Origin of the sequence: Roseomonas sp. CAU 1739 (assembly GCF_039839775.1) — a bacterium.
In the GTDB taxonomy this organism is placed as follows: Bacteria; Pseudomonadota; Alphaproteobacteria; order Acetobacterales; family Acetobacteraceae; genus Neoroseomonas.
Genome location: NZ_JBDOQQ010000016.1, coordinates 50,611 through 74,472, shown reverse-complemented (window position 1 = coordinate 74,472; position 23,862 = coordinate 50,611). Strand labels below are relative to the sequence as shown.

Sequence of the window (23,862 nt, the reverse complement as noted above, 5' to 3'; positions counted from 1 at the left end):
TGCTCACGCGTTGCCGCGGAGCACCTCCTTGTTGATGACGACGTCGGGGTCGAGCTGGCCCTTGAGATGGGCGAAGATGCTCTCGGCGCAGGACAGGCCCATGCGGCGGGTGGATTGGTCGGTCGCCGCGGCGGAATGCGGGGACACGACGACGTTCGGGAAATCGAGGAAGGGCAACTTCGTCGTCACCGGCTCCTCCCAGAATACGTCGAGGCCGGCGGCGCCGAGATGCCCGGACTTCAGCGCATTGGTCAGCGCGGCTTCATCGACCAGCGTGCCGCGCGCGGTGTTGATATACGCCGCACCCGGCTTCATCGCAGCGAAGAAGGCGGCGTTGACCATCCCCCGCGTCTCGGTGTTCGACGGCAGGTGGGTGGTCACGACATCCGCCGCGGCCAGGCCTTCATGCAGCACCTTCACCGGCTTGAACCCCGCGCCCTTGATGGTGTTCTGCGGAATATAGGGGTCGTGGACCAGCACATCCATGCCGAAGGCCTGGCACAGCCGCGCGACGCGCCCGCCGATCCGCCCGAAACCCACCACCAGCACGGTCATCCCCGCGAGGTCGAGCGTCCGCAGCGACGGCTTCGGGCCCCAATCCAGCGCCTTGGTGTTAGCGTTGTAGTCCACGGTGCGACGCGCAGTCGTCAGCATCAGCATCATCGCGTGCTCGGCGACCGACACCGCATTCGCATCTGGCGTGACGGTCAGCGGAATGCCGCGTTCGGTCAGCGCCTCGACATCCACCGCGTCGTATCCCACGCCGTGGCGGGCGCAGATGCGCAGGGCCGGCGCATTGGCCAGGAAGGCGCGGTCGATCTTCGTCGCGCGCACGATGATGGCATCCGCCGTCTTCATCGGCTCGGCCAGCGTCTCCGGCGTCACAGGGTCGAGCATCGTGATCTTGTAGCCAGGCTCGGCACGCAGCCGCTCCATGGCATCGGGATGCAGCGGGCGGAGGCAGACGATATGCGGCATGGGGCTTCCTATTCGACGGTGGCGCCGGAGATGCGGACGAGTTCCGCCCATTTCGGGATTTCGGCGGCGATGAAGGTGGCGAAGGCTTCGGGCGTGGAGCCGACCGGCTCGCTGCCCTGCTGGGCGAGTTTCGCGCGCATGTCGTCGGTGCGCAGGACCTCACTGATCGCGGTGGCGATCCGCAGCACGGCCGCGGGCGGCGTTCCGGCCGGGGCGAAGAAGCCGTTCCACAGCGCGACCTCGAAACCGGGGATGGTCTCGGCGATGGTGGGCGTTTCGGGCAGCAGGGGCGAACGGCGCGCGGTGGTGATGGCGATGGCGCGCAGGCGCCCAGCCTGGACGTGGACGATGACCTCGACCAGCGGCGCGGCCATGGCCTGGATCTTCCCGCCCAGCAGGTCGGTCACGGCCGGCGCACCGCCGCGATAGGCGACATGCGTGACCTCGATGCCCGCCTTGGAGGCGATCATTGCGGCCGACAGATGCTGCGATGTGCCCGACCCTGCATTGCCGAAATTCAGCCGGCCCGGCTGGGCGCGCCCCAGGGCGATCAGCGCGGCAAGGTCACGCGCGGGCAGTTCGGGGTTCACCACCAGCAGGTTCGGTATGAACGACACCTGGCTGACCGGCGCGAAATCCCGCAGCGGCTGGTAAGGCAGGTTGCGATACAGCGCGACATTGGTGGCGTGTGTGGAACTGGTGCCCATCACCAGCGTGTGGCCGTCCGGCGCCGACCGCGCCACCGCTTCCGACCCGATATTGCCACCCGCGCCGGGGCGGTTCTCGATCACCACCGGCTGGCCGAGTTTCGGCGCGATGGCCTCCGCCACCAGCCGCGCAGTGACATCGGTGCTGCCGCCCGGCGCGAAGGGCACCACCAGCCGGATCGGGCGGTCCGGCGCCCAGGCCCCTTGCGCCAGGGCCGGGCGCGCGGCCCCGAGAGCGGCGATCCCGGCGATCAGGCTGCGGCGATTCATGTGGTTCCTCCCGTATTGGCGCCTGCCGGTCTTTGCCGGTTTGCATGGCGCGTCAGAGTTGGTGATAGGCCGCCGGTCCCAGGATGGCTTCCCGCATCCGATGCTGGATCGCCGCACCGTCGCGTGGCGGCAGGACCAGCTTCTTGCTCGATGCATCGATCTTCGCCACCGCGAAGAATGGCCCGTCGCCTGCATGGATGGCCGCGCGCAGGGCGGGCACTTCCTCAGGCTTCGTCACGAACATCGTGTTCTTGAAACCCGCACCGCGCGCCATGGCCACCAGATCGACGCCATACTTCGTCGCCGTCTCCTGCATGCCGGTCTCGCCGTAATGCTCGTTGTCCTGCACGACAATGGCGAGGTTCTTGGGCTTCTTCACCGCGATGGTCGCCAGCGCGCCGATGCCCATCAGCATTTCGCCATCGCCGGTCAGCACCAGCACCGGCCGCGTCGGCTGCGCCAGCGCGAGGCCAAGGCCGATCATCGCCGCCGCCCCCATGCCGCCCCACAGCGGCAGGTTCAGCTTGTGGTCGCCCACCGCCGTGATGTCCCAGCACGGCGCACCAAGGCCGGCGATCACCGCCAGTTCGCCACGATCCGCGAGCAGCGCGCGGGTCAGTTCGCGACGGTCGAGCTTTCCGGATTCCGCGAGCATCGTCTCAGTCCTTGCCGAAGGTCTTGGCGCCGATGACGCGCTGGCCGATCAGGGCCGCGGCGGGGCGGAAGGTGTTGAAGGCCATGCGGATCACGGCATCGACCGTCGGCGCGATGTCCTCCGGCGTGTCGGCGCGCTTCACCAGCGTGCCCATGGCTTCGAGCACCACCTGGGTGGCGTTGCCCATCGGCACCTGGGCCGGGTTGAACTCGCCGAAATCGCCGCGCATCGTCACCAGCATCGGCATCGGGCAGCGATGGATCTGCGACAGCGACAGCATGTTGATGCAGTTGCCGACACCCGAGGACTGCATCAGCAGCACCGCCTTGTCGCCGCCGAGCCAGGCGCCCTGCATCAGGGCGATGCCTTCTTCCTCGGTCGTCAGGGTGGTGACGGTGATCTCGTTGTCCGCCAGGCAGCGCTTGATCAGGCGGGAATGGCCGGCATCCGGCACCAGGCAGACCTGACGGATCTCATGCTTCTTCAGCAGCTCGTAGATCTGGTCGGGCCAGGCGGCGGCCGCATCCGGGGCCTTGTCGATCGCGTCGGCGTCCATTGCTTCCTCAGGGAGTTTCCGGCGCGCATCCTAGGGCTAGGCGACAGGCTGGCAAGACAGGCCCGGGACGCGGCATCATGTCGGCCATGCCCTTCGCGCAGACCATCGGCGGCACACGCTTCGTCTTCGACGACCTGAAAACCCTGATGGCGCGGGCCACGCCGCTGCGGTCGGGCGATGCGCTGGCTGGCGTCGCGGCCGGCAGCGCGGCAGAACGCATCGCCGCGCAGCGTGCCCTCGCCGACCTGCCCCTGGCGCATTTCCTGTCAGAGGTGGTGATCCCCTATGAGGCCGACGAGGTCACGCGGCTGATCATCGATCGCCAGGACCTGGCGGCCTTCGCCCCGGTGCGGCACCTGACGGTGGGGGGGTTCCGCGACTGGTTGCTGGCGGCGGAACCGGCCGCGGTCACCGCGCTGGCGCCGGGCCTGATGCCGGAGATGGCGGCGGCGGTCTCCAAGATCATGCGCGTCGCCGACCTGATCCAGGTCGCCGCGAAATGCCGGGTCGTCACACGCTTCCGCAACACCATCGGGCTGCCGGGACGGCTGTCCATCCGCCTGCAGCCCAACCACCCGACCGACGACCCACGCGGCATTGCGGCCGGCGTGCTGGATGGGCTGCTGCTTGGCGCGGGCGATGCGGTCATCGGCATCAACCCCGCCACCGACAATGTCGAGGCCGTGATGCGGGTGCTCGACATGCTCGACACGGTGCGGGACCGCTTCGATATCCCGACCCAGACCTGCGTGCTGTCGCACGTGACGACAACGATGCTGGCGATGGACCGCGGCGCGCCGGTCGACCTGGTGTTCCAGTCGATCGGCGGGACCGAGGCGACCAACACCTCCTTCGGCGTGTCGCTGTCCACGCTGCGCGAGGCACGCGAGCAGGCGCTGGCGTTGAAACGCGGCACGATCGGCGACAACGTCATGTATTTCGAGACCGGCCAGGGCAGCGCCCTGTCCGCCGAGGCGCATCACGGCGTGGACCAGCAGACGATCGAAGCCCGCGCCTATGCCGTCGCGCGGGAATTCCATCCGCTGCTGGTCAACACCGTGGTCGGCTTCATCGGCCCCGAATACCTGTTCGACGGCAAGCAGATCCTGCGCGCGGGGCTGGAGGATCATTTCTGCGGCAAGCTGCTTGGCCTGCCGATGGGCGTGGACGTCTGCTACACCAACCATGCCGAAGCCGACCAGGACGACATGGACACACTGCTGACCTGCCTCGCGGTCGCGGGCGTGACCTATGTGATGGGCGTGCCCGGGGCGGATGACGTGATGCTCGCCTACCAATCGACCTCCTTCCACGATGGGCTGACGGCGCGCGCCATGCTGGGCAAGCGCGCCGCGCCGGAATTCGAGGACTGGCTGACGCGCATGGGCATCGGGCTTGATGCGGAACGCATCCCGGCGCGGCTGTCGCCGGCGCTGATCGGGTTGGAATGAGCACGTCCGATGATCGCAGCGCCGATGCACCCCACGAAGGGCGCGGAGATCCGGATCGGCCGGGCCAGACGAAGGCCCCCGCACTCTGGCGCGACCTGCGCCGCTTCACCGATGCGCGGGTCGGGCTCGGGCGCGCGGGGACGGCGGTGCCGACCGCGGCCCATCTCGACTTCCAGGAAGCCCATGCGCGGGCGCGCGACGCGGTGTGGTCGGCGCTGGACGTGCCGGCCCTGGAAGCCGCAATCGGCCTGCCCGCCACGCGCGTCCACAGCAACGCGCCGGATCGCCGGACCTACCTGCTGCGGCCGGATCTCGGGCGACGTTTGGCCGATGGCGCGGCGCTGCCACAGGCGCCGGGCAGCGTCGCCTTTGTCATCGCGGATGGCCTCTGCGCCATCGGTGTGCAGCGCCACGCACCTGCCGTGCTGGAACGGCTGATCCCGCTGCTCGCCCTGCCGCCCGGCCCGGTGGTGATCGCCGAGCAGGCCCGCGTCGCGCTCGGCGACGACATCGCCGAACGCATCGGCGCGGCGGCGGTGGTGGTGATGATCGGTGAGCGTCCCGGCCTGTCCGCCACCGACAGCCTCGGCCTGTACATCACCTGGGCGCCGCGGCGCGGCCGCACCGATGCCGAGCGCAACTGCATCAGCAATGTCCGCCCCGGCGGCTTGGGGTATGACGACGCCGCGGCCAAGACCGCCTGGCTGCTGCGCGCCGCGCAGGGGCTGGGTGCCACCGGCGTCGCACTGAAGGATGAGATGCCCGCCACCGCATTGCCCGCCCCATGATCCGCATCACCCACCGCATCAGCATCGCCGAGGATGAGCTGCAGGAAGACTTCCTGCGCGCCTCCGGCCCCGGCGGGCAGAACGTCAACAAGCTGGAGACGGCGGTGCAGCTGCGTTTCGACGCCATGGCATCCCCCAACCTGCCGACGGCGGTGAAGGAACGCCTGGCCACGCTGGCGGGCCGGCGCATCACGAAGGAGGGCGTGCTGGTCATCACCGCCCAGCGCCACCGCACGCGCGAACGCAACCGGGAGGATGCGCTGGAGCGCCTGGTGGAATTGCTGCGCGAGGCCGCGACGCCTCCACCGCCGCCGCGGCGCCCCACCAAGCCATCCCGCGCCGCCAAGGCGCGCCGCGTCGATGAGAAGACCCGCCGCGGCACCACCAAAAGGCTGCGCGGCGGCAGGACCGGGGAGGAGTGATGCCAACCCGCGAAAGCCGCACGCTGACCATCGGCATCGAGCGCGATGCCGCCGCGGTCTATGCCTTCGCCTCGCAGCCGCAGAACCTGCCGCTCTGGGCCGCGGGGCTGGGGAGCGACGTCGCGCGCGATGGCGATGGGTGGGTGGTGGATGCGCCGCTCGGCCGGCTGCGGCTGCGTTTCGCACCCATCAACGACTACGGCGTGCTGGACCATGCGGTGACGCTGCTGGACGGATCCGAGGTGGATGTGCCGATGCGCGTCGTGCGCAATGGGACCGGGGCGGAGGTGCTGTTCACCCTGTTCCGCCAACCCGCCATGACAGCCGAGGATTTCAAACGCGATGCCGGCCTGGTGGCGGCCGACCTCGCGACGCTGAAGCGCCTGCTGGAAGCGCGCTGATCGTGCGACGTGTGCCCGACGCCCGCATGTTCGAGGCCGGCGGGCTGATTGCGTCCCGTCGGCGCCGGCTTAGAGCGTGATGGCCACAGGTGCGAATGCACCGGAGGTCTGAATCACGCGATCAAACAATAGGTTGGAGCGTGATGGGTGAACGAATGTGAACCGATCATGCTCTATCGCCGCAGCTGGTCCATGAACCGCTGGTGCTGCAGGTCGTTCGCGCGCTGCTGCTGCTGATATTGCTGCTGTTGCTGCTGGAACTGGTTCTGCTGCTGCATCATGCGCTGCTGATGGTCCCAGTTCTGTTGTTGCTGGGAATAGGCTTGGCCCTGCTGCATCGGCGCTTGCGGCTGCATGGCGCCGCCGAAGGCCTGCTGATACGCAACCATGACCTGCTGCGCGCCCATCTGGAAGATCTGGCAGGCCTGTGGGTTGCCCCGCTGGCAGGCATATTGCGCCTGGATCAGCTCATTCCCGGCCTGCTGGAGTTGCGGCACCATCGTGCAGGCCTGCTGGTTGCCCGCCTGGCATTGAATCCCGGCCCCTTGAATGAGTTGCATCAGCGGTCCGGAGATGCGGGGGTCCAGATCCTGCGCCGAGGCCGGCGCCACCATGCAAAGGGCGGCGGCCAGCAGCCCACCCAAACCTGCCCATCCCCGCTGCGTCACCGCGCCGTTCCTTGTCCCGACGCGGATATTCTATCGTGAACCGCAACGACGTCGCAGCCGAAATGCTTCGCAATGCGTTTGCACGCCCCGGTTGCGCCGTCAGGTCAGCATCTGCCCGCCATCGACCACGATGGTCTGTCCCGTCACCCAGCGCGCCAACGGCGATGCGAGGAACAACGCCACATCCGCCACTTCCTCGGGCTCGCCAAGTCGGCCGAACGGGATGCCTGCGAGAATGCGGTTGTACAGCGCCGGGTCATCCGTGCGCCGCTTCTCCCAAGACCCGCCGGGGAATTCGATCGACCCAGGAGCCACCGCGTTCACCCGGATGCCATCGGGCGCATACATCGCCGCCTGGGATGCGGTGTAGTTGATGAGCAGCGCCTTCACCGCTGCATAGGCTGGCGAACGCGTCGATGGCGCATAGCCTGAGATCGAGGTGGTGTTGACGATGCACCCCTTCGACGCCCGCAGATGCGCCAGCGCGGCGTGGGTGGCGCGCACCGTCGCCATCACATCGACATCGAGACCGCGCTTCCACGCTTCCTCGGTATCCGGCGCGCCGAAGCCGGATGCGTTGTTCACCAGCACGTCGATCCCGCTCAACGCCGCGGCCGCGGCGGCGACCCAGGCGGCGACCTGCCCGGCGTCGGCCAGGTCGGTGGGCTGCACATGGGCAATGCCGTCCCGCGTCAGCGCGGCCAGCCCTTCGGCCCCGCGCGCACAGACCGACACCCTGGCGCCCGCCCGTGCGAAGCCGAGCGCGATGGACCGCCCGATCCCGCGGCTGCCGCCCGCCACCAGCACCCGCTTGCCTGCAAAGTCGAATCCCATCGCACCCCATCCCGTATCCCGATGGCGCGCATCCTGGCCCGCCCAGGCCGGGCCGGCCAGACGCGAGGTTGCCCGACCGCGGGATTGGCGGCATTCAGGCGCAGGGGCGTGGCACACGGGAGACGAGGCGCGTGGTTCAGGCGTTGTTCCTTCACCAGAATTTCCCGGGCCAATACCGGCACCTCGCGCCGCTGATCGCGCAGCGGAAGGGCGCGCGGGTCGTCGGCCTGGGCGAACGCGCCAACCAGTCGCCGCCGGGCCCGACCCATCTGCGCTACCCCGCGCCGGAAGGGGCCGGTGAGAAAACCCATCGCTACCTCCGCCCGGTCGAAGCCGCGGTGCGCCGCGGCCAGGCGGTCGCCCGGTCGCTGATCGGGCTCAAGCAGAAAGGCTTCGTGCCCGACATCATCTGCTGCCATCCGGGCTGGGGCGAAGGCCTGTACCTGCGCGATGTCTTCCCCGACGCGAAGGTCCTCCAGTATTGCGAGTTCTACTACCAGGCCACCGGCGGCGATGTCGGCTTCGACCCGAAGCAGGAAGTCACGCTGGACGAGATGGCGCGCGTGCGCACGCTGAACATGACGCAGTTGCAGTCGCTCGAGGCGACCGACTGGGGCATCTCGCCCACGTTGTGGCAGCGCAGCCGTTATCCGGAATTCATCCGGGCCAAGACATCGGTGGTGCATGAAGGGGTGGACGCCAATTTCGCCACGCCCAATGGCCCGGCCAACGTCAAGCTGCCCGACGGCTTCATGGCCACGAAGCAGGAGGAGATCGTCACCTTCGTCTCGCGCAACCTCGAACCCTATCGCGGCTTCGATGTGTTCATGCGCGCACTGCCGGAGATCCTGGCGCGACGTCCCAACGCGCATGCGGTGATCGTGGGCGGCGAGGAGCGCGGCTATGGCCGGCTGCCCGAAACCGGCAAGTCATGGAAGGCCACGATGCTGGAGGAGGTGGGGGAGACGCTCGACCTCTCCCGCGTGCACTTCACCGGGCGCATTCCGCATGAAGGCCTGGTCGCGCTGTTCCGGCTGACCAGGGCGCATGTCTACTACACCTATCCCTTCGTGCTCTCCTGGTCCCTGGTCGAGGCAATGGGCTGCGAGGCGCTGATCATCGGATCCGATACGCCACCGCTCGCCGAGGTCATGCAGCACGAGAAGAACGGCATCATGCTGCCCTTCTTCGACCATGCCCGCATGGCCGATGCGGTGGTCGATGCCATCGCCAATCCCGACCGCTACCAGCCACTGCGCAAGGCCGCGCGACGCACGATGCTGGAACGCTTCGACCTGCATGCCCATTGCCTGCCCCAGCAGGTGAAGCTGTTCGACGCCGTGCTGCAGGGCCGCCCCGGCAGCACCGCCATCCCCACACCGGAGGCAATGCCATGACCTTCCTCCCCCTCGCCGAGATCCGCCGCGGCGGCATCCTCGAAAGCCTGCACCACGGCGTCGCGGTGGTTGCCGATGCCGAAGGGCGCATCCTGCAATCCTGGGGCGACCCGTCCTTCGTCACCTTCCCGCGCTCGTCGCTCAAGCCGTTCCAGGCGATCCCGCTGGTCGAGACCGGCGCGGCGGATGCGGCGGGGCTGACGGAGGAACACCTGGCGCTGGCCTGTGCATCGCACAGCGCCGAGGACTTCCAGGTCGCCCTGGTGCGCGGCTGGCTGGAACGCCTGGGCCTCACGGAATCCGCACTGGTCTGCGGGCCGGACATGCCGCGCAGCCAGGCCGACCAGGCGGCGATCTGGCGCGCCGGCGGCGACCGGTCGCGCATCTATCACAACTGCTCCGGCAAGCATTGCGGCTTCCTGACGCTGACGAAGCATCTCGGCGCACCGGTCGCGTCCTACAACGATCCGGCGCATCCGGCGCAGCGCCTCTATCTCGAAGCCTTCTCCGAACTGATCGGGCAGGACGCGGCGGCACTGCCGCGCGGCACCGATGGCTGCGGCCTGCCGGCAGTGGCACTTCCCATGGCGACGATGGCGCGTGCCGCGGCACGCTGGGCCGCGGCGAAGGTGGCGACCGAGTCACGCCGCAACGCCATCCGCCGCCTACAGGGCGCGATCCGTGCCTATCCGGACCACCTGTCGGGCCGCGGGTCGCCCACCGGGCAGATCGTCCGCGCGACGCAGGGGCGCGTGCTGCTGAAGGGCGGCGCCGAGGGTTTCGTGGTGGGCTTCGTGCCGGAACAGGGCCTTGGCATCGCGGTGAAGTTCGCCGATGGCGCCTCGCGCGCAAAGATGGGGGTCTTCGCCGCGCTGCTGGGGCGCCTGGGGCTGGCCGATGCGGCGGACAGCCTGGCGGAAGCCATCGAGGGCGACATCCGCGACAGCAACGGCAATCCCGTCGGCACGGTCAAGGTAACGCTGCCGGCGTAGGCGGAAGGGTCCTTTGGACTGCGATCCTCAGAGCATGCTGCGTTCGCATGTGCTCACGCCACATGCTCCAGCCTATTGTTTTGAGAGCATCTTGACGCGTCCAGATGATTCCATCTGAACGCGATCTGCTCTAGGCATTGGACGCCAAGATCCCACGGTCCAGGGGGACGTAGCCCCCTGGCGGGGAGGTCTGGAGGGGCAGCGCCCCTCCGGGATTCACCCCGCCGAAAGAATGTGCCGGAACAGCGGGATCGCCGCGACAAGGTCGGCGACCGAGACGCATTCATTCGGTGTATGCGCCGTTCCGATGCCACCCGGACCCAATACCATGCACGGCGCCAACTCCTGCAACTCGCTGGCATCGGTGCCATAGGGCGCGGTGCGCGCAGCGAGGCCCGTCGCCGCGACACCCAGCGCGATCAGCGGATGGTCCACCGGCAATTCCGGCGGCGTGCCCTCGCGCCGTTCGCTTAGCGTCACGCCGGCGCGCGCGGCGGCATCCTTCACCGCCGCCTCGATACCCGAATAGTCGATGCTGCGGCTGCGGCGGAACTTGATGCGTGCGGTCGCCCTGGCCACCGTCACATTCACCGCCGTGCCGTGATTGTCGATCACCAGGTTGAAGTCGGAGAAGGGCGGATCATACCCCGCATCGTGGAAGGCCGGGTCGTGGCGCAGCCGCTCGAACACCGACTTCATCTCGGCGAGGAACGGAATCAGCGCCCAGTTGGCATTCATCCCCTGCCCGGTCGAGGAATGGGCCTGCACGCCGTTCGCCACTGCCGTGTATTCGATATGGCTGCGATGCCCGCGCACCGGCGCGAGGCCGGTCGGTTCCGCCACCACGATGCCCTTCAACGCCAGCGACCGCGCAAGGGCCGATGCGGCGACCGCGCGCGCGCCCTGCTTGCTCGTCTCCTCATCGGTGGTGAGCAGCAGCGTGACCGGGACATCGGCCGGCATGCCACGCGCGGCGACGATACAGGCTGCGACCGGCCCCTTCATGTCCACGCTGCCCAGCCCATGCAGCACGCCATCCACCACGCGCGGTGTCCAGGGCGGGTCGGTCCAGCCCGTCTCCGGAACCGTGTCCATGTGGCCGGACAGGGCATGACCGCCCTTCGGCCCACGATGGGCGATCAGCACGCGCTTGGCCACGCCATTGGCGTCGGCATAGTCCACGCGCTCGACCTCGAAGCCAGACAGTTCGGCCTCGATACGGTCCGCAACGGGCAGGTTCGACACGGAGGAACGGCTGTCGATCGCCACCAGGTCGGCGGCGAGACGAAGGACGGCATCGGCATCTGCGCTCATGGCCCGCAGCATCCCTTGCCGTGCGGGCCGGGGCAAGCGAGGCTCCGCCCACCATGACCGACATCGCCTATCTCGACCCCCGTACGGGACGCACCTATCCCCTCGAAACGCCGCGCTGGTGCGGCGATGACCAGGCGCCGCTGCTGCTGACGCCGCTGCCGGGCATCACCCGCGACGCGATCCGCGCCGAGGACAGGTCCCTGTGGCGCTATGCCGCCGCCCTGCCCTTCATCCCGGACGATCCGATCAGCATGGGGGAAGGCTGCACGCCGCTGGTGCCGCGCGTGATCGGTGGGGCGTCGGCGCTGCTGAAATGCGAATGGTTCATGCCGACCGGCTCGTTCAAGGACCGTGGGGCCTCGGTGATGCTGTCCCTGCTGCGCGCCCAGGGTGTCTCGGATGTGCTGGAGGATTCCTCGGGCAATGGCGGCGCGGCGGTTTCCGCCTATGCCGCCGCGGGGGGCATGGCCGCGACGATCTTCGTCCCCGCCAGCACATCGCCGGCCAAGACGGTGCAGTCGCGCGCATCCGGCGCGACGATCCGGCTGATCCCCGGCAGCCGTCAGGATTGCGCCGATGCGGCGCTCGCGGAATCCGCGCGGATCTTCTACGCCAGCCACAACTGGCATCCCTTCTTCCTGCACGGAACCAAGACGCTGGCCTATGAATTGTGGGAGGACCTCGGCTTCGTCGCCCCGGACAACGTCATCGTGCCCTGCGGCGCGGGGTCGAACGTGCTGGGCTGCGGCATCGGCTTCGGGGAATTGCTGCGCGCGGGTGAAATCACCCGCCTGCCGCGGATCTTCGCCGCCCAGCCGGCCAATTGCGCACCGATCGCCCGCGCCTTCCTGGGCGAAGCGGCGGTGCCGGCACTGCCCACCATCGCCGAGGGCACCGCCATCGCGCAGCCGCTGCGCACCGTCGAGGTCAACCAGGTGCTGACCGAATCCGGCGGCGGCGCCGTCATGCTCGGCGAGGAGGAAATCGCGGCATCGACGCTGGAACTTGCGCGCAGCGGCATCTATGTCGAACCCACATGCGCGCAGGCGGCGGCAGCCTTCGCACGGCTGCTGGCGGCCGGGACCATCCGCGCCGATGAGACGACCGTGGTGGTGCTGACCGGCACCGGGCTGAAGGCCACGCCGCGCATCGCCGAACTGCTCGGGGTCGCGGTCTGATGGCCGGCCCGCGCATCGTCCTGCTGGGCTTCTCCATCGAGTGCAACCGTTTCGCGCCGCCGGCGGGCCGTGCCGAATTCACCGGCCGCTGCTACCTGGAGGGCGAGGCCATTCTCGCCGATGCCCGCAGCGCAGCGCCGCGCGCCCTGGCCGAAATGCCCGGATTCGTCGCTGACATGGACGCCGCCGGGCCTTGGCAGCCGGTGCCGATCCTGCTCGCCATGGCCGAGCCGAACGGGCCGGTCGAAGCACCCTTCTTCGCCGAGATGATGGCCATCTGGCGCGCCGGGTTGGTGGCCGCGAAGGGCCAGGTCGATGCCGTCTATTGCGTCATGCATGGCGCCGGGCTGACGACGGAGGACCTCGATCCCGAGGGCACCATCCAGGCGATGATCCGGGACATCCTGGGCGACATCCCGCTGGTCTGTTCCTACGACCTGCACGCCAATGTCTCGGATCGCATGGTGGCGACCACGGATGCCTTCGTCGGCTATCGTACGAACCCGCACATGGATATGCGCGAGTGCGGCGCGGAAAGCGCGCAGCTGCTGCGCCGCCTGCTGGCCGGCGAGCGCTTCACCCGCGCCTTCCGCCGCCTGCCGATCGTCGCCCCCACCGTCTCGATGCTGACGGCGCAGGGGCCCTATGCCGAGGTCATCAATCTTGGGCAGGAGCTGGCGACGAGGGACGATCGTATTGCCAATGTCTCGGTGATGGGCGGCTTCGCCTACGGCGACACGCCGTTCAACGGCATGGCGGTGATCGTGACCGCGACGGATGCCACGGCCGCCGAGAACCTCGCAGAAACGCTGGCCGGGGCGGCCTGGGGCCGGCGCGCCCGCTTCGTCGCGCATCTGACGCCGCTGGATGAGGCGGTGCGCCGCGCCAAGGACAGCACGGTGCCGCTCGCCTTCGCCGATGTCGCGGACAATCCCGGCGGCGGCGGGCGCGGCAACACGACCTGGATCCTGGACGCCTTCCACAAGGCCGGCGTGCAGGGCGCGCTGATCGGCATGATGCTGGATGCGCCGCTCGCGATAGAAGCCCATGACCTTGGCATCGGCACCCGCTTCACCGCCCGCTTCAACCGCGACATGGCCGCCGATGACCCTTTCAGCCGCCGCTTCGAGGCCGAAGCCGTGGTCCGCGCCGTCTCGGACGGCAACGTCACCGGCCGGCGCGGCATCTACGCCGGCACGGCGATGACGATGGGTCGCATGGCCTGCCTGCAGATCGGCGGGTTGTCGGTGGTGGTCGCCGAGGGCCGCGCCCAATGCGCCGACCCGGTGTTCTTCGAGCATCTCGGCCTCGACATCGGCGCCGCACGCTGTGTCGTGGTGAAGTCCCGCGGCCATTTCCGCGGCGGATTCGACGAGTTCTTCGACCATGACCGGATTGTCGAAGTCGATTGTCCCGGCCTCACCTCCCCCATCCTCTCGCGCTTCGACTGGCAGCATCTGCCGCGCCCGGTGCTGCCCATCGACGCCGAGGCGCGCTGGCCTTAAGCGATGCCTGCGCTCAGCCGCGCGCCCCTGTCCGCCAACCCTCGTCCCGGGAGACGCCCCGTGCGCCGCCACCTGCTCGTCCTGACGCTGCTCGCGAGCCTGCCCATCGAAGCACAGGCCGACCGCGCCTTCTGCGAGGGGCTGCAAGGCCTCGTCAACGCGGCACAAAGCCGCTTCGACTGGCTGCCGACGACCGGGCGCAACATCCCTGGTTCCATCAGGGAACGGCGCGGCGTCGAGGAAAACTCCAGCGGCCCGCATGGCGTCTATTACGCCGTGATGTACAGCCACAACGGCCCCTCCGCCGAGGCACAGCAGCACTTCACCCGCCTGCAGCGCGAGGTCGGCGCCTGCCTGACGGAAGCCAGCTTCCTCGGCGTCAATCCGGGCGGCGGCGGCAGCCAGGCCCGCTGGCAGACGCAATACGCGATCGTCGGCCTGCGCGTCGCCGATGGCGGCGGGGAGGTGCCGGAATCGCTCGTCGAACTCTCGATCGCCTCGCGCTGGTAAGGGACGCCGCGCCGTGACCCTTGATGACCTGCCGACCCCCTGCCTGGTCCTCGACCTCGGTATCCTGAAGGCGAACCTGGCCCGCATGCAGGCGGCGGTGGCGCGGCATCCAGGCCTGATGCTGCGGCCGCACATGAAGACCGCGAAGTCGCTCGCGGTGGCCGCGCTCGCTGCACCCGGCAAGGGGCCGATCACCGTCAGCACCGTGGCCGAGGCGCGCTATTTCGCCGGCGGCGGCTTCCGCGACCAGATCTATGCCGTCGGCGTCACGCCGGCCAAGCTCGATGCCATCGCGGCGCTGAACGCGCAGGGCGGCGATGTAAAGGTCATTACCGACGACATCGACGTCGCCACCGCCATCGCCGCCCATCCCGGCCCACTGCGCGCCCTGGTCGAGGTCGATTGCGGCGAGGGCCGCGGCGGCGTCACGCCCGATTCCAACCTGCTGACCGCCATCGCCGGGCACCTCGGCGCGCGTTGCGCCGGGGTGATGACCCATGCCGGGCATTCCTATGCCGAGCGCAGCACCGAGGGCGTTGCCACGGTGGCGGAGGCCGAACATCGCGGCGCGGTCCTCGCCGCCGAACGTCTGCGTGCGATGGGGGCGACGGTGGATGTCGTCTCGCTCGGTTCGTCGCCGACCGCGCTGCATGGCCGCGACATGGCGGGCATCACCGACATCCGCGCCGGCGTCTACATGTTCGGCGACCTGTTCCAGGCACAGATCGGCACCCATGGCATGGCCGACATCGCCGTCACCGTGCTCACCGCCGTCACCGGCCGCAAGCCGGACCGCAATGCGGTGCTGGTCGATGCCGGGGCCATCGCATTGTCGAAGGACCGTTCCACCGAGAAGGCGCCGAAGGATTTCGGCTTCGGGCTGATGCTGGACCTGGATGGCAAGCCCAGCTTCGGCGATGCCATCGTCACCCGCACGCACCAGGAACACGGCGAGGTGCGCGGCGACGGTCCGCTGCCTTTCGGCAGCCTTCCGATCGGCGCATTGGTGCGCATCGCCCCGAACCACACCTGCCTGACAGTCGCGGCGCATGACCGGTATCACGTCGTCGATGGCGGGCGGGAGGTCATCGCCACCTGGGACCGCGTCAACGGCTGGTGAACGCGGCGACGCAACGCCGCACCGGCGACTGAGCAGATCCCCGCCCGAAGGAACACACGCAGGCGAGCGACAGGCGCTTGCGTGGGCCGGGTCCGCGCAGTCGCACGCCAACCGCTTCAGGACGGGCGCAGCCGTATCGTCTCGTATGCCGCTTCCATCCGTACCGCGAAGCCTGCCGTGTCGCCAAGACTGCGCGCCCACGCATCGCGCGTGCGCGCGGCCGACCGCCGGGCCGGATCGGCCGCCAGGGTCACGGCCTTGGCGACGTAGTCGCTGAGCGTTGTCGCGATGCCTTCCGTCGCGCCGACCGTCGTCAGCAGGCTGGCCGCCATGCGGGACGCAAAAGCGCGCCCCGGCAGCGTGACGATCGGCAGCCCCATGCGCAGCGCGTCCGACGCCACGGTTCCCGCATTGTAGGGAAAGGTGTCGAGGAAAAGATCCGCCAAGCCGAGCCGCGCCAGATAGAGCTGCGGGTCGCAGCGCGACGCGAAGACCAGGCGGTCCGGTGCGATGCCGCCCTGCGCCGCCGCGCGGCGCAGATTGCAGATGCCGGTCGCATTGTCTTCGGTCAGCCAGAGCACGCTTCGCGGCACCGCCCGCAGGATCGACAGCCAGGCAGCGAAGACCGGGGGCGTGATCTTGTAGAAATTGTTGAAGCAGCAAAACACCACGGCATCGTCCGGCAGCCCTTCCGTCGGGCGGGTGACCTCCGGCAGTGCTGGCCGACACCCGTCATTCGCCTGGTAGCAGCCCGCGATCGGCAACGGGCGCGGTGCGTAGTGCATGGCCTGGTCCGGCGGGACGACCACGGCGTCGCAGATCATCCAGTCGAGTTCCGGCAGCGGCACCGGCCCGACATAACCGAGATAGGTCGCCTGCACCGGCGCCGGCTTCCAGCGCAGCGCACCAAGACGCGCCCCTGCGGTCAATCCGTTCAGGTCGATCAGGATATCGATCTCGTCCGCGCGGATGCGGCGCGCCGCGTCTTCCTCGGGGAGATGCCCGATCGGGACATGATGATCCAGCGCGCCGACGATGCGCCGCCGCAAGGCGCTGCCATCCTCGACCGTCGAGCAGTAGCCGAACACTTCGAAGCGCGTACGGTCATGGCGTTCCAGCAACTCGACGATCAGGAACCCCATCGCGTGGCGACAGAAATCCGAGGAGAGGTATCCAAGCCGGATACGGTCATGCGCATAGCCCCGCACCGGCGCTAGGTGTTCCGGCGCGGGCGGGATCTTGCGGGCGATCCAGGCCTCCCCGATGCGCCGCTGCAGCGCCGGATCATCGGTCAGGGCCAGGGCGCCGAGCGGCCCACCCTGCAGCGCGAGCGCGTCCTCGCTCAGGCCCGGTATGCCCTCCCCATACAGGGGCCAGAGGCAGCCCTTTTGGCGCAGATGGGCCCAGTGCTGGATCACGTCCGGCTGCCGCGAATCGGTCAACAGGCTTGCATGCAGGGCGCGTTCGGCCTGCGCATACTGCTTGCGGGATTCCAGCAGGCGGCCGCGTTGATTCAGCAGCGCGGTGCGCGCCGCATCGGATTGCAGCGCGTCGGTCCACAGCGCCAGCGCGTCCTCCGCCCGACCTTCCGCTTCCAGCGCCAGGCCGAGATTCACCGCCGCCTGGTGCAGGTCCGGCTTGAGTGCCAGCGCCTGGCGATAGGCGATCATCGACGCCGCGCGGTCGCCGGTGGCGCCGAGCAGGGCGCCGAGATTGAACCAGGCCGCGAAACGCTGCGGCGAGGCCGGGTTAGCGGCCAACCAGGCGCGATAGGCCGCCACCGCCTGGATGGGTGGCAGGACCTCGAGCCCCGGCATCAGGGCCTCCAACGGCAGGTTCGCCGGCGTCACGGGCGATGCGGCGTCGAGCGGTGCCATGGTCAACGCCCCCTGGCCAGGCGCCGGTCCGGCGGCAGCGGCGCATAGGCATCCCGGCGCGCCACCGCCGCCTGCCATCGGGCCTCATAGTCCGGCAGGAAGGATGTCTCCTCCGCGCCATGGTCCATGGCCGCGCCGAGTTCCAGATAGGTGTCGAGGTTCACTGGATCCGGTCGCGGCAGCCGGTCGCCGGCGAAATCGCCCCACATGGCGCGGAACAGCGATTCGAGTTCCCGCACCAGGCGCGGCGTATCGAACAGCAGCGCGCTGTCGCGTCCGGCGAGCAGCCGGTCTCGCAGCGGCGCCAAGGTGGCGCGGTCCCGACCGAGGGTGATGGCCCGTGCGACATAGTCCTCGGCGGTGGCACACACGCATTCGGGTAGCCCCGCCGCCTGCACCAGGCTTGCGCAGACGCGGCCGGCGAAGCCGCGGCCCGGCACCGTCAGCACCGGCACGCCCATCCACAACGCATCGGACGCGGTGGTGTGCGCGCCATAGGGCAGCGTATCGAGGAACAGGTCGGCCAGCGGATACCGCGCCAGGTGGTCATGCGCGCCGACGATCGGCGCGAAGACCAGGCGTTCCGGCGCGACCCCCGCCTTGATGGCGCGGGCGCGCAACCGATCCTCGACCTCCTCGCAGGATTTCAGCAGCCACAGCACGCTGTCGGGCACGCCGTGCAGGATCGCCATCCAGCGCGCGAAGACGAAGGGCGTGACCTTCTGCGTGCCGTTGAAGGAGCAGAACACCGTCCCATCCGCGGGCAACCCGTGTGCGACACGGTCGGTGGCGGCTTGCGTCGGGCGCCGGCGGTCATTCGGCTGGTAGCAAGGCAGGCGGACCACACGCTCGGAGTAGAAGCCCTCGCTGCCCTCCGGCACGATATGCGGATCGGCGATGATGTAGTGGTGGCAGGCGCTGCCCATGCTGCCGGGATAGCCGAGCCAATTGACGATGATCGGCGCCGGCCGGCGCGTCAGCAGCCGCGTCCGTGCGCCACGCGTATGCCCATTCACATCCACCAGGATGTCGATGCCGTCGCCGAGGATCATCGCCTCCGCCGCCGCATCGTCCAGCGCGGCGATATCGCGCCAATGCTCGACGGCGCCGCGGATGCGGGCCTTGGTCGAATCCTCCTGCGGGATGCCGCAGTAATAGGCGAAGACCTCGACCGCATCGCGGTCATGCAGGCCGAACATTTCCGCCATCAGCGACCCGATGGCGTGTTCCCGCAGGTCGGAGGAGAGATAGCCGATGCGCAGTCGCCGCCCGGGGATTTCGGCGCAGCGTGCCGCAAAGTCGGCATCGGTGCGGAAAGTCGAGGGCTGGCCGACATCCTCACGCATATGCGCCGCAGCGACGGCAAGGTGCATCCACGGGTCATCCGCCAGGCAGGCCATGGACAGCGGCGCGATCCGCCGCAGCAGCGCCGCGCGGTCATGCCCGGCAATCGGCGTTAACAGCGGCCATTGGCACTGCCGCTGCCGCAGGCTGATCCAGTGCTGCACCACGTCACGCTGGAAGGGTGCCAGTTCGGCCACCTGGCGCAGCGCGTCCTCCGCCGCCGCGAGCTGCCGGCCGCCTTCCAACACCTGCGCCATCTGCTTCAGTGCGGCGGCCTTGTAAGCGACGGTCTCGCCGTTCACGCCGCCCAGGCTGGTCGAGACATGTGCCCAATGGTCGTAGGCCTGCGCCCGGGCTCCGAGCCTTTCGCACGCCGCGCCGAGATTGATGTAAGGCGGCAGGAAGTCCGGCTTGCGACGGATCGCGGCCGTGAAGGCTTCCACCGCGCCGGGCAGTTCACCCGCATCGGCGAGCAGCACGCCGCGATTGAACTGCACCGCATGCAGCAGCGGGTCATCCGGATTGAGCGACGCCCAGTCGCGGTACAGCTCTGCCGCCAGCGCCCCCTGCCCCGAGGCGGACAACGCCTGAGCGCTGCCCACCAAGTCGGCGATGCCCATTCTGGCCATGCGGTGGTCTCCCTTCATGGTCTCCGCGGGGCCGCGCCGGGCCCTGCACTGTCAGGCGAACAGCGCGTTGGCCTGCGCCGTGCCCATCGCGCCGATCTGGGTGGTGGTGAAGCCGGCGACCTGGGCATCCGTCAGCGCGGCGATGTCGCTGGTCTCCAGCGCGCCGATCTGCGTCGTGGTGAAGGCGGCGATCTGCGTTGTCGTCAGCCCGGCAACCTGGCTTGTGGTCAACGCGGCGACCGCCGTCGTGGTCAGCGCCGTCACCTGCGCAGTGGTCAGCGCAGCGAGCTGGCTGGAACCGAGCCCTGCCTCCTGCGTCGTGGTCAGCACACCGATGCCCGTCGTGGTCAGCGCGGCGACCTGGGTTCCGGTCAGCGCGGCGATCTGAGTCGAGGTCAGCGCGCCGATCTGCGTGGTGTTCAGCACGGCGACGTCGGTCGTCTCGACGCCGCGCACCTGGGTGACGCCCAGCGCGCCGATTTGCGTCGTGGTGAGCACGCCAACCTGAGTGGTGGTCAGCGCCGCGACCTGCAATGAGCTCAGCGCCCGGACCTGCGTGGTGCCGAGGCCGCCGACCTGCGTCGTGGTCAGCACGCCGACCTGCGTCGTGGTCAGTCCCGTCACCTGGGTGCTGGTCAGCGCGGCCAGTTGGGTGGTGGTCAGCGCGCCCATCTGGGTGGTGGTCAGCGCACCCACCTGGCTGCCGGTCAAGCCGCCAAACTGCGTCGTGGTCAGAACGGCGAGGTCGGTCGTCTCCAGCGCGCGGAGCTGGGTGGTGTTGAGCCCCCCGATCACAGTGCGCGTCAGCGCGCCGATCTGGGTGGTGGTCAGCGCACCGATCTGCGTGGTGGTCAGCGCCGCCACCGGCGCCGAGGCAAGCCCGGCGATCTGCGTGGTGGTCAGCACGCCGACCTGTGTCGTGCTCAACGCCGCGATCTGGGTGGTGGTCAGGCCACGCACCTGCGTCGTGCTCAGCGTCACGAGATCAGTCGTCTCCAGCGCCGCAACCTGGGTGGTGGCCAGGCCCGCCACCTGCGTGCTGTCGAGGCCGGCGATCTGCGTGGTGGTCAACCCCGCGATATCAGTGGTGTCGAAGCCGCGCAGCTGCGCTGTGGTCAGCCCGGCGACCTGGGTCGACGTCAAGGCGCCCAGCTGCGTCGTCGTCATCGCAGAGACCTGGGTCGAGGTCAGCCCGGCGATCTGCGTCGTGGAGAGCGCCCCCACCTGGGTGGTGGTCAGCGCGCCCACCTGCGTCGTGGTCAGCCCGCCCAGTTGGGACGCCCCAAGCCCGCGGATCTGCGTCGTGGTCATCACCGCGAGGTCGGTCGTCTCGAAGCCGCGCAGCTGGGTCGTGGTCAGCGCGGCGAGTTGGGTAGTGGTGACCGCGCCCATCTGGGTGGTGGTCAGCGCCGCGATGTCGGTGCTTTCAAGCCCACTGGCCTGCGCCGCGGTCAAGGCGCCGATCTGCGTGGTGGCCAGAGAGGCAACCTGCGTCGAGGTCAGCGCCGCAATACGGCTGGATGCCAGGCCGCCGAGTGCCGTGGTGCCGATCGCGCCAAGTTGCGTGGTGGTCAGCGCGGCGACCTGCGTGGTCGTCAACCCGCCCATCTGCGTGGAGGTCAACGCCCCCACCTGCGTGGTGGTGAGCGCCCCGACCTGGGTGGTTATCAGCGCCCCCACCAGCGTCGCGCCAAGGCCACGCACCTGCGTCGTCGACAGCGTGGCGAGATCGGTTGTCTCCATCGCGCCGAGCTGCGTGGTGGTCAGCCCGGCCAGTTGCGACGCCGTCAACCCGGCCACCTGGGTGGTGGTCAACCCGGCGACGTCAGTGGTGTCGAAGCCGCGCAGCTGTGCGGTGGTCAGCCCGCCGATCTGCGTCGAGGACAGCGCGCCCAGCTGCGTCGTCGTCATCGCCGACACCTGGGCCGAATCCAGCCCGGCGATCTGCGTCGTGGTCAAAGCCCCGACCTGGGGAGTGGTCAGCGCGCCGACCTGGGTGGCGTTCAGGCCGGCCAGCTGCGCCGAGGACAGGCCGCGGATCTGCGTCGTTGTCAGCACCGCGAGGTCGGTCGTCTCCAATCCGCGGATCTGCGAGGTGGTCAGGCCGCCCAATTGCGTGCTGGACAGCGCACCGAACTGGGTGGTGGTCAAAGCCGCGATATCGGTGCTTTCGAAGGCAGCGATGCGCGTCGTGGCCAGGCCCGATAGTTGCGTGGTCGTCAGTGCCGCGACCTGCGTGGTGCTGAGCCCCGCGACCTGGGAGACGGTGAGGCCCTGCAACTGCGCCGTGGTCAGCACGACGAGGTCGGTCGTCTCCAGCGCCGCCATCTGCGTGGTTGTCAGGCCGGCGATCTGCGTCGCCGCCAGCCCGCCCACCTGCGTCGTGGTCAGCGCCACCACATCGGTGGTGTTGAGTCCGGCCAGCTGCGCGGTGGACAGCGCTCGGATCTGGGTGGAGGTGATTGCCCCCAGCTGTGTCGTGGTGAGCCCGCCGACTTGGGTGGAGGTCAGCCCGCCAATCTGCGTCGTCGTCAGCGCGCTGATCTGCGTGGTCGTCATCGCGCCGACCTGCGTTGTCGTCAGGACGGCGAGCTGGCTGGGCAGCAGACCGGCCAACTGCGTCGTGGTCAGCACGGCGAGGTCGGTGGTCTCGAGCCCACGCAGCTGCGCCGTGCCCAGGGCGCGCGCCTGGGCGCTGGTCAGCGCACCGATCTGCGTGGTGGTCAGCGCGGCGAGGTCGGTGCTTTCCAGCCCGGCGACCTGTGCCGTGGTCAGCGCGGTGACCTGGGTGGTGGTCAGGACACCAACCTGCGTCGTCGTCAGCGCGGCGATGCTCGATGCGGCAATGCCGCGGATCTGCGTCGTGTTCAGTGTCGCAAGATCAGTCGTCTCAAGCGCAGCCAACTGCGTGATGGTCAGCGACCCGATCTGCGCCGCCCTCAGGCCCGTCACCTGCGTTGTGGTCAGCCCGGCCACATCCGTGGTGTCGAGGCCACGCAGCTGCGCCGTGGACAGACCGCCGACCTGGGTCGAGGACAGCGCGCCAAGTTGCATCGTGGTCAGCGCGACCACCTGCGTGGTGGTCAGCCCGGTCAACTGCGTGGTGGTCAGCGCGGCCACATGCGTGGTGGTCAGGGCCCCCACTTGGGTGGTGGACAGCGCCGCGATCCTGGTGGCGCCGAGCGCGCGAATCTGCGTCGTGGTCAGCACCGCAAGATCGGTCGTCTCCAATGCGCGGACCTGCGCGGTGCCAAGCCCACCCAGCTGTGTGCTGGACAGCGCGCCGATCTGCGTGGTGGTGAGCGCCGCGATATCCGTGGTGTCGATCGCGGCGACCTGCGTCACCGTCAGCCCGGCGACCTGCGTGGTGGTCAGCGCGCCGACCTGGGTGCTGGACAGCGCCGCCACCTGCCCGGTGGTCAGCCCGAGCAGCTGCGTCGTGGTCAGCGTGACGAGATCGGTTGTCTCCAGCGCCGCGGCCTGGGTGGTGGTCAACCCGGCAATCTGGCTGCTACGCAGCCCGGCGACCTGCGTCGTGGTCAGCGCGGCGATGTCGGTGGTGTCGAAGCCGCGGAACTGCACCGGCGCCAGCGCGCCCACTTGAGTCGAGGTCAGTGCGCCAAGCTGCGTCGTCGTCAGCGCCGAAACCTGCGCGGTGCCGAGCGCAGCGACTTGCGTATTGGTCAGCGCGCCGACCTGCGTGGTGGTGAGCGCACCGACCTGCGTGGTGGTCAGCGCCGCCATCTGCGCCGAGGACAGACCGCGGATCTGCGTGGTCGTCAGCACGGCGAGGTCGGTCGTCTCAATCGCGCGGGCCTGTGCGGCGTTCAGCGCGGCAAGTTGCGTTGTGGAAAGCGCACCGATCTGCGTGGTGGACAAAGCCGCGATGTCCGTCGTCTCCATGCCCAGCATCTGCGTGCCGGACAGGGCGCCGACCTGGGTGGTGGTCAGTGCGCCGACCTGGGTCGTGGTCAGTGCGCCGATCTGCGTCGCCGCCAATGCCCGCACCTGGGTGGTATTCAGAACTGCCAGGTCGGTGGTCTCGATCGCCCCGACCTGCGTGGTGCTCAGCGCCGCGACCTGCGTGGCCTTCAACACCGCCACCTGCGTGGTGGTGAGCGCCGCGATCTGCGTGGTCGCCAGGCTGGCGATGTTCGCGGTGGTCAGCCCCGCGATCGTCGTCGTGGTCAGGCCCTGGATCTGGGTCGTGTTGAGGGCGGAGATGACGGGCATCGCAGACTCCCAGGAGGCCGGCATCCGTGGCGG

At 69.3% G+C, this 23,862-nt stretch carries 20 protein-coding genes; 10 read left to right on the top strand and 10 right to left on the bottom strand.

Annotated elements, in window-relative coordinates; translation table 11 throughout:
* Positions 1–3: 3 nt before the first annotated feature.
* The 4 genes from AAFN86_RS22485 to AAFN86_RS22470 are packed head-to-tail and all read right to left on the bottom strand — an operon-like array spanning position 4 to position 3,166.
* A complete protein-coding gene (locus AAFN86_RS22485) occupies positions 4–978 on the bottom strand; it encodes a hydroxyacid dehydrogenase (RefSeq protein WP_347545800.1) in 975 nt (324 codons plus the stop codon).
* A gap of 8 nt (positions 979–986) precedes the next feature.
* Positions 987–1,955 (bottom strand): tripartite tricarboxylate transporter substrate binding protein, encoded by a 969-nt coding sequence (locus AAFN86_RS22480; protein WP_347545799.1) that lies wholly within the window; start codon positions 1,953–1,955, stop codon positions 987–989.
* Between the two features lie 52 nt (positions 1,956–2,007).
* Positions 2,008–2,610: a thiamine pyrophosphate-dependent enzyme gene (locus AAFN86_RS22475; RefSeq protein WP_347545798.1), complete on the bottom strand. Its 603-nt coding sequence runs from the start codon at positions 2,608–2,610 to the stop codon at positions 2,008–2,010.
* Between the two features lie 4 nt (positions 2,611–2,614).
* Entirely contained in the window at positions 2,615–3,166 is a 552-nt protein-coding gene (locus AAFN86_RS22470) for a phosphonopyruvate decarboxylase (protein WP_347545797.1), read from the bottom strand.
* An 86-nt stretch (positions 3,167–3,252) separates the two neighbouring features.
* Between AAFN86_RS22470 and AAFN86_RS22465 the strand changes: the two genes are divergently transcribed.
* Genes AAFN86_RS22465 through AAFN86_RS22450 form a run of 4 tightly spaced genes read left to right on the top strand, consistent with a single transcriptional unit; the run spans position 3,253 to position 6,228 of the window.
* Positions 3,253–4,617: an ethanolamine ammonia-lyase subunit EutB gene (locus tag AAFN86_RS22465; protein WP_347545869.1), complete on the top strand. Its 1,365-nt coding sequence runs from the start codon at positions 3,253–3,255 to the stop codon at positions 4,615–4,617.
* A complete protein-coding gene (gene eutC, locus AAFN86_RS22460; RefSeq protein WP_347545796.1) occupies positions 4,614–5,405 on the top strand; it encodes an ethanolamine ammonia-lyase subunit EutC in 792 nt (263 codons plus the stop codon). Before AAFN86_RS22465 ends, eutC begins: the two co-directional genes overlap by 4 nt.
* The gene (arfB, locus tag AAFN86_RS22455; RefSeq protein WP_347545795.1) at positions 5,402–5,827 is read left to right on the top strand and encodes an alternative ribosome rescue aminoacyl-tRNA hydrolase ArfB; all 426 of its coding nucleotides are present in this window, start codon (positions 5,402–5,404) and stop codon (positions 5,825–5,827) included. Before eutC ends, arfB begins: the two co-directional genes overlap by 4 nt.
* Positions 5,824–6,228 carry a polyketide cyclase gene (locus AAFN86_RS22450; protein ID WP_347545794.1) on the top strand — a complete coding sequence of 135 codons (405 nt, stop codon included), beginning with the start codon at positions 5,824–5,826 and terminating at the stop codon, positions 6,226–6,228. Before arfB ends, AAFN86_RS22450 begins: the two co-directional genes overlap by 4 nt.
* Before the next feature lie 173 nt (positions 6,229–6,401).
* On the opposite strand, the gene AAFN86_RS22445 is transcribed toward AAFN86_RS22450, so the two are convergent.
* A complete protein-coding gene (locus AAFN86_RS22445) occupies positions 6,402–6,896 on the bottom strand; it encodes a hypothetical protein (RefSeq protein ID WP_347545793.1) in 495 nt (164 codons plus the stop codon).
* A 99-nt stretch (positions 6,897–6,995) separates the two neighbouring features.
* Positions 6,996–7,730, bottom strand: a complete 735-nt coding sequence (locus tag AAFN86_RS22440) for an SDR family NAD(P)-dependent oxidoreductase (RefSeq protein ID WP_347545792.1) — start codon at positions 7,728–7,730, stop codon at positions 6,996–6,998.
* A 131-nt stretch (positions 7,731–7,861) separates the two neighbouring features.
* On the opposite strand from AAFN86_RS22440, the gene AAFN86_RS22435 reads away from it, so the two are divergent.
* Both AAFN86_RS22435 and AAFN86_RS22430 read left to right on the top strand, forming a co-directional pair.
* Positions 7,862–9,127, top strand: coding sequence for a glycosyltransferase family 4 protein (locus AAFN86_RS22435; protein WP_347545791.1), 1,266 nt, complete (start codon positions 7,862–7,864; stop codon positions 9,125–9,127).
* Positions 9,124–10,119: an asparaginase gene (locus AAFN86_RS22430; protein ID WP_347545790.1), complete on the top strand. Its 996-nt coding sequence runs from the start codon at positions 9,124–9,126 to the stop codon at positions 10,117–10,119. The genes AAFN86_RS22435 and AAFN86_RS22430 overlap by 4 nt, the downstream gene beginning before the upstream one ends.
* A gap of 216 nt (positions 10,120–10,335) precedes the next feature.
* Here AAFN86_RS22430 and AAFN86_RS22425 read toward each other — a convergent pair whose 3' ends face one another.
* On the bottom strand, positions 10,336–11,433 hold the full coding sequence (locus AAFN86_RS22425; RefSeq protein ID WP_347545789.1) for a M20/M25/M40 family metallo-hydrolase: 1,098 nt from the start codon (positions 11,431–11,433) through the stop codon (positions 10,336–10,338).
* Positions 11,434–11,486: 53 nt separating this feature from the next.
* Between AAFN86_RS22425 and AAFN86_RS22420 the strand changes: the two genes are divergently transcribed.
* From AAFN86_RS22420 to AAFN86_RS22405, 4 genes are read left to right on the top strand one after another with little or no spacing between them, the layout of a single operon-like run.
* Positions 11,487–12,611 (top strand): pyridoxal-phosphate dependent enzyme, encoded by a 1,125-nt coding sequence (locus tag AAFN86_RS22420; protein WP_347545788.1) that lies wholly within the window; start codon positions 11,487–11,489, stop codon positions 12,609–12,611.
* Positions 12,611–14,116, top strand: a complete 1,506-nt coding sequence (locus AAFN86_RS22415; RefSeq protein ID WP_347545787.1) for a M81 family metallopeptidase — start codon at positions 12,611–12,613, stop codon at positions 14,114–14,116. The genes AAFN86_RS22420 and AAFN86_RS22415 overlap by 1 nt, the downstream gene beginning before the upstream one ends.
* Positions 14,117–14,176: 60 nt before the next feature.
* Complete coding sequence (locus AAFN86_RS22410; RefSeq protein ID WP_347545786.1) at positions 14,177–14,626, top strand: hypothetical protein; 450 nt, start codon at positions 14,177–14,179, stop codon at positions 14,624–14,626.
* A gap of 13 nt (positions 14,627–14,639) precedes the next feature.
* Positions 14,640–15,746: an alanine racemase gene (locus AAFN86_RS22405; protein WP_347545785.1), complete on the top strand. Its 1,107-nt coding sequence runs from the start codon at positions 14,640–14,642 to the stop codon at positions 15,744–15,746.
* Between the two features lie 116 nt (positions 15,747–15,862).
* Here AAFN86_RS22405 and AAFN86_RS22400 read toward each other — a convergent pair whose 3' ends face one another.
* The 3 genes from AAFN86_RS22400 to AAFN86_RS22390 are packed head-to-tail and all read right to left on the bottom strand — an operon-like array spanning position 15,863 to position 23,829.
* Positions 15,863–17,623, bottom strand: a complete 1,761-nt coding sequence (locus AAFN86_RS22400; protein WP_347545784.1) for a glycosyl transferase family 1 — start codon at positions 17,621–17,623, stop codon at positions 15,863–15,865.
* Positions 17,624–17,625: 2 nt separating this feature from the next.
* The gene (locus AAFN86_RS22395; protein ID WP_347545783.1) at positions 17,626–19,596 is read right to left on the bottom strand and encodes an O-linked N-acetylglucosamine transferase; all 1,971 of its coding nucleotides are present in this window, start codon (positions 19,594–19,596) and stop codon (positions 17,626–17,628) included.
* Between the two features lie 51 nt (positions 19,597–19,647).
* Positions 19,648–23,829 (bottom strand): heme utilization protein, encoded by a 4,182-nt coding sequence (locus tag AAFN86_RS22390; RefSeq protein WP_347545782.1) that lies wholly within the window; start codon positions 23,827–23,829, stop codon positions 19,648–19,650.
* Positions 23,830–23,862: the final 33 nt, after the last annotated feature.

Excerpts from the sequence above, each read along its gene's own strand:
- AAFN86_RS22400 (WP_347545784.1), bottom strand. The coding sequence starts at position 17,623 with ATGGCACCGCTCGACGCCGCATCGCCCGTGACGCCGGCGAACCTGCCG.
- AAFN86_RS22390 (WP_347545782.1), bottom strand. The coding sequence starts at position 23,829 with ATGCCCGTCATCTCCGCCCTCAACACGACCCAGATCCAGGGCCTGACC.
- AAFN86_RS22420 (WP_347545788.1), top strand. The coding sequence starts at position 11,487 with ATGACCGACATCGCCTATCTCGACCCCCGTACGGGACGCACCTATCCC.
- AAFN86_RS22465 (WP_347545869.1), top strand. The coding sequence starts at position 3,253 with ATGCCCTTCGCGCAGACCATCGGCGGCACACGCTTCGTCTTCGACGAC.
- AAFN86_RS22475 (WP_347545798.1), bottom strand. The coding sequence starts at position 2,610 with ATGCTCGCGGAATCCGGAAAGCTCGACCGTCGCGAACTGACCCGCGCG.
- AAFN86_RS22415 (WP_347545787.1), top strand. The coding sequence starts at position 12,611 with ATGGCCGGCCCGCGCATCGTCCTGCTGGGCTTCTCCATCGAGTGCAAC.
- eutC (WP_347545796.1), top strand. The coding sequence starts at position 4,614 with ATGAGCACGTCCGATGATCGCAGCGCCGATGCACCCCACGAAGGGCGC.
- AAFN86_RS22470 (WP_347545797.1), bottom strand. The coding sequence starts at position 3,166 with ATGGACGCCGACGCGATCGACAAGGCCCCGGATGCGGCCGCCGCCTGG.
- AAFN86_RS22485 (WP_347545800.1), bottom strand. The coding sequence starts at position 978 with ATGCCGCATATCGTCTGCCTCCGCCCGCTGCATCCCGATGCCATGGAG.
- AAFN86_RS22430 (WP_347545790.1), top strand. The coding sequence starts at position 9,124 with ATGACCTTCCTCCCCCTCGCCGAGATCCGCCGCGGCGGCATCCTCGAA.
- AAFN86_RS22395 (WP_347545783.1), bottom strand. The coding sequence starts at position 19,596 with ATGGCCAGAATGGGCATCGCCGACTTGGTGGGCAGCGCTCAGGCGTTG.
- arfB (WP_347545795.1), top strand. The coding sequence starts at position 5,402 with ATGATCCGCATCACCCACCGCATCAGCATCGCCGAGGATGAGCTGCAG.
- AAFN86_RS22480 (WP_347545799.1), bottom strand. The coding sequence starts at position 1,955 with ATGAATCGCCGCAGCCTGATCGCCGGGATCGCCGCTCTCGGGGCCGCG.
- AAFN86_RS22440 (WP_347545792.1), bottom strand. The coding sequence starts at position 7,730 with ATGGGATTCGACTTTGCAGGCAAGCGGGTGCTGGTGGCGGGCGGCAGC.
- AAFN86_RS22425 (WP_347545789.1), bottom strand. The coding sequence starts at position 11,433 with ATGAGCGCAGATGCCGATGCCGTCCTTCGTCTCGCCGCCGACCTGGTG.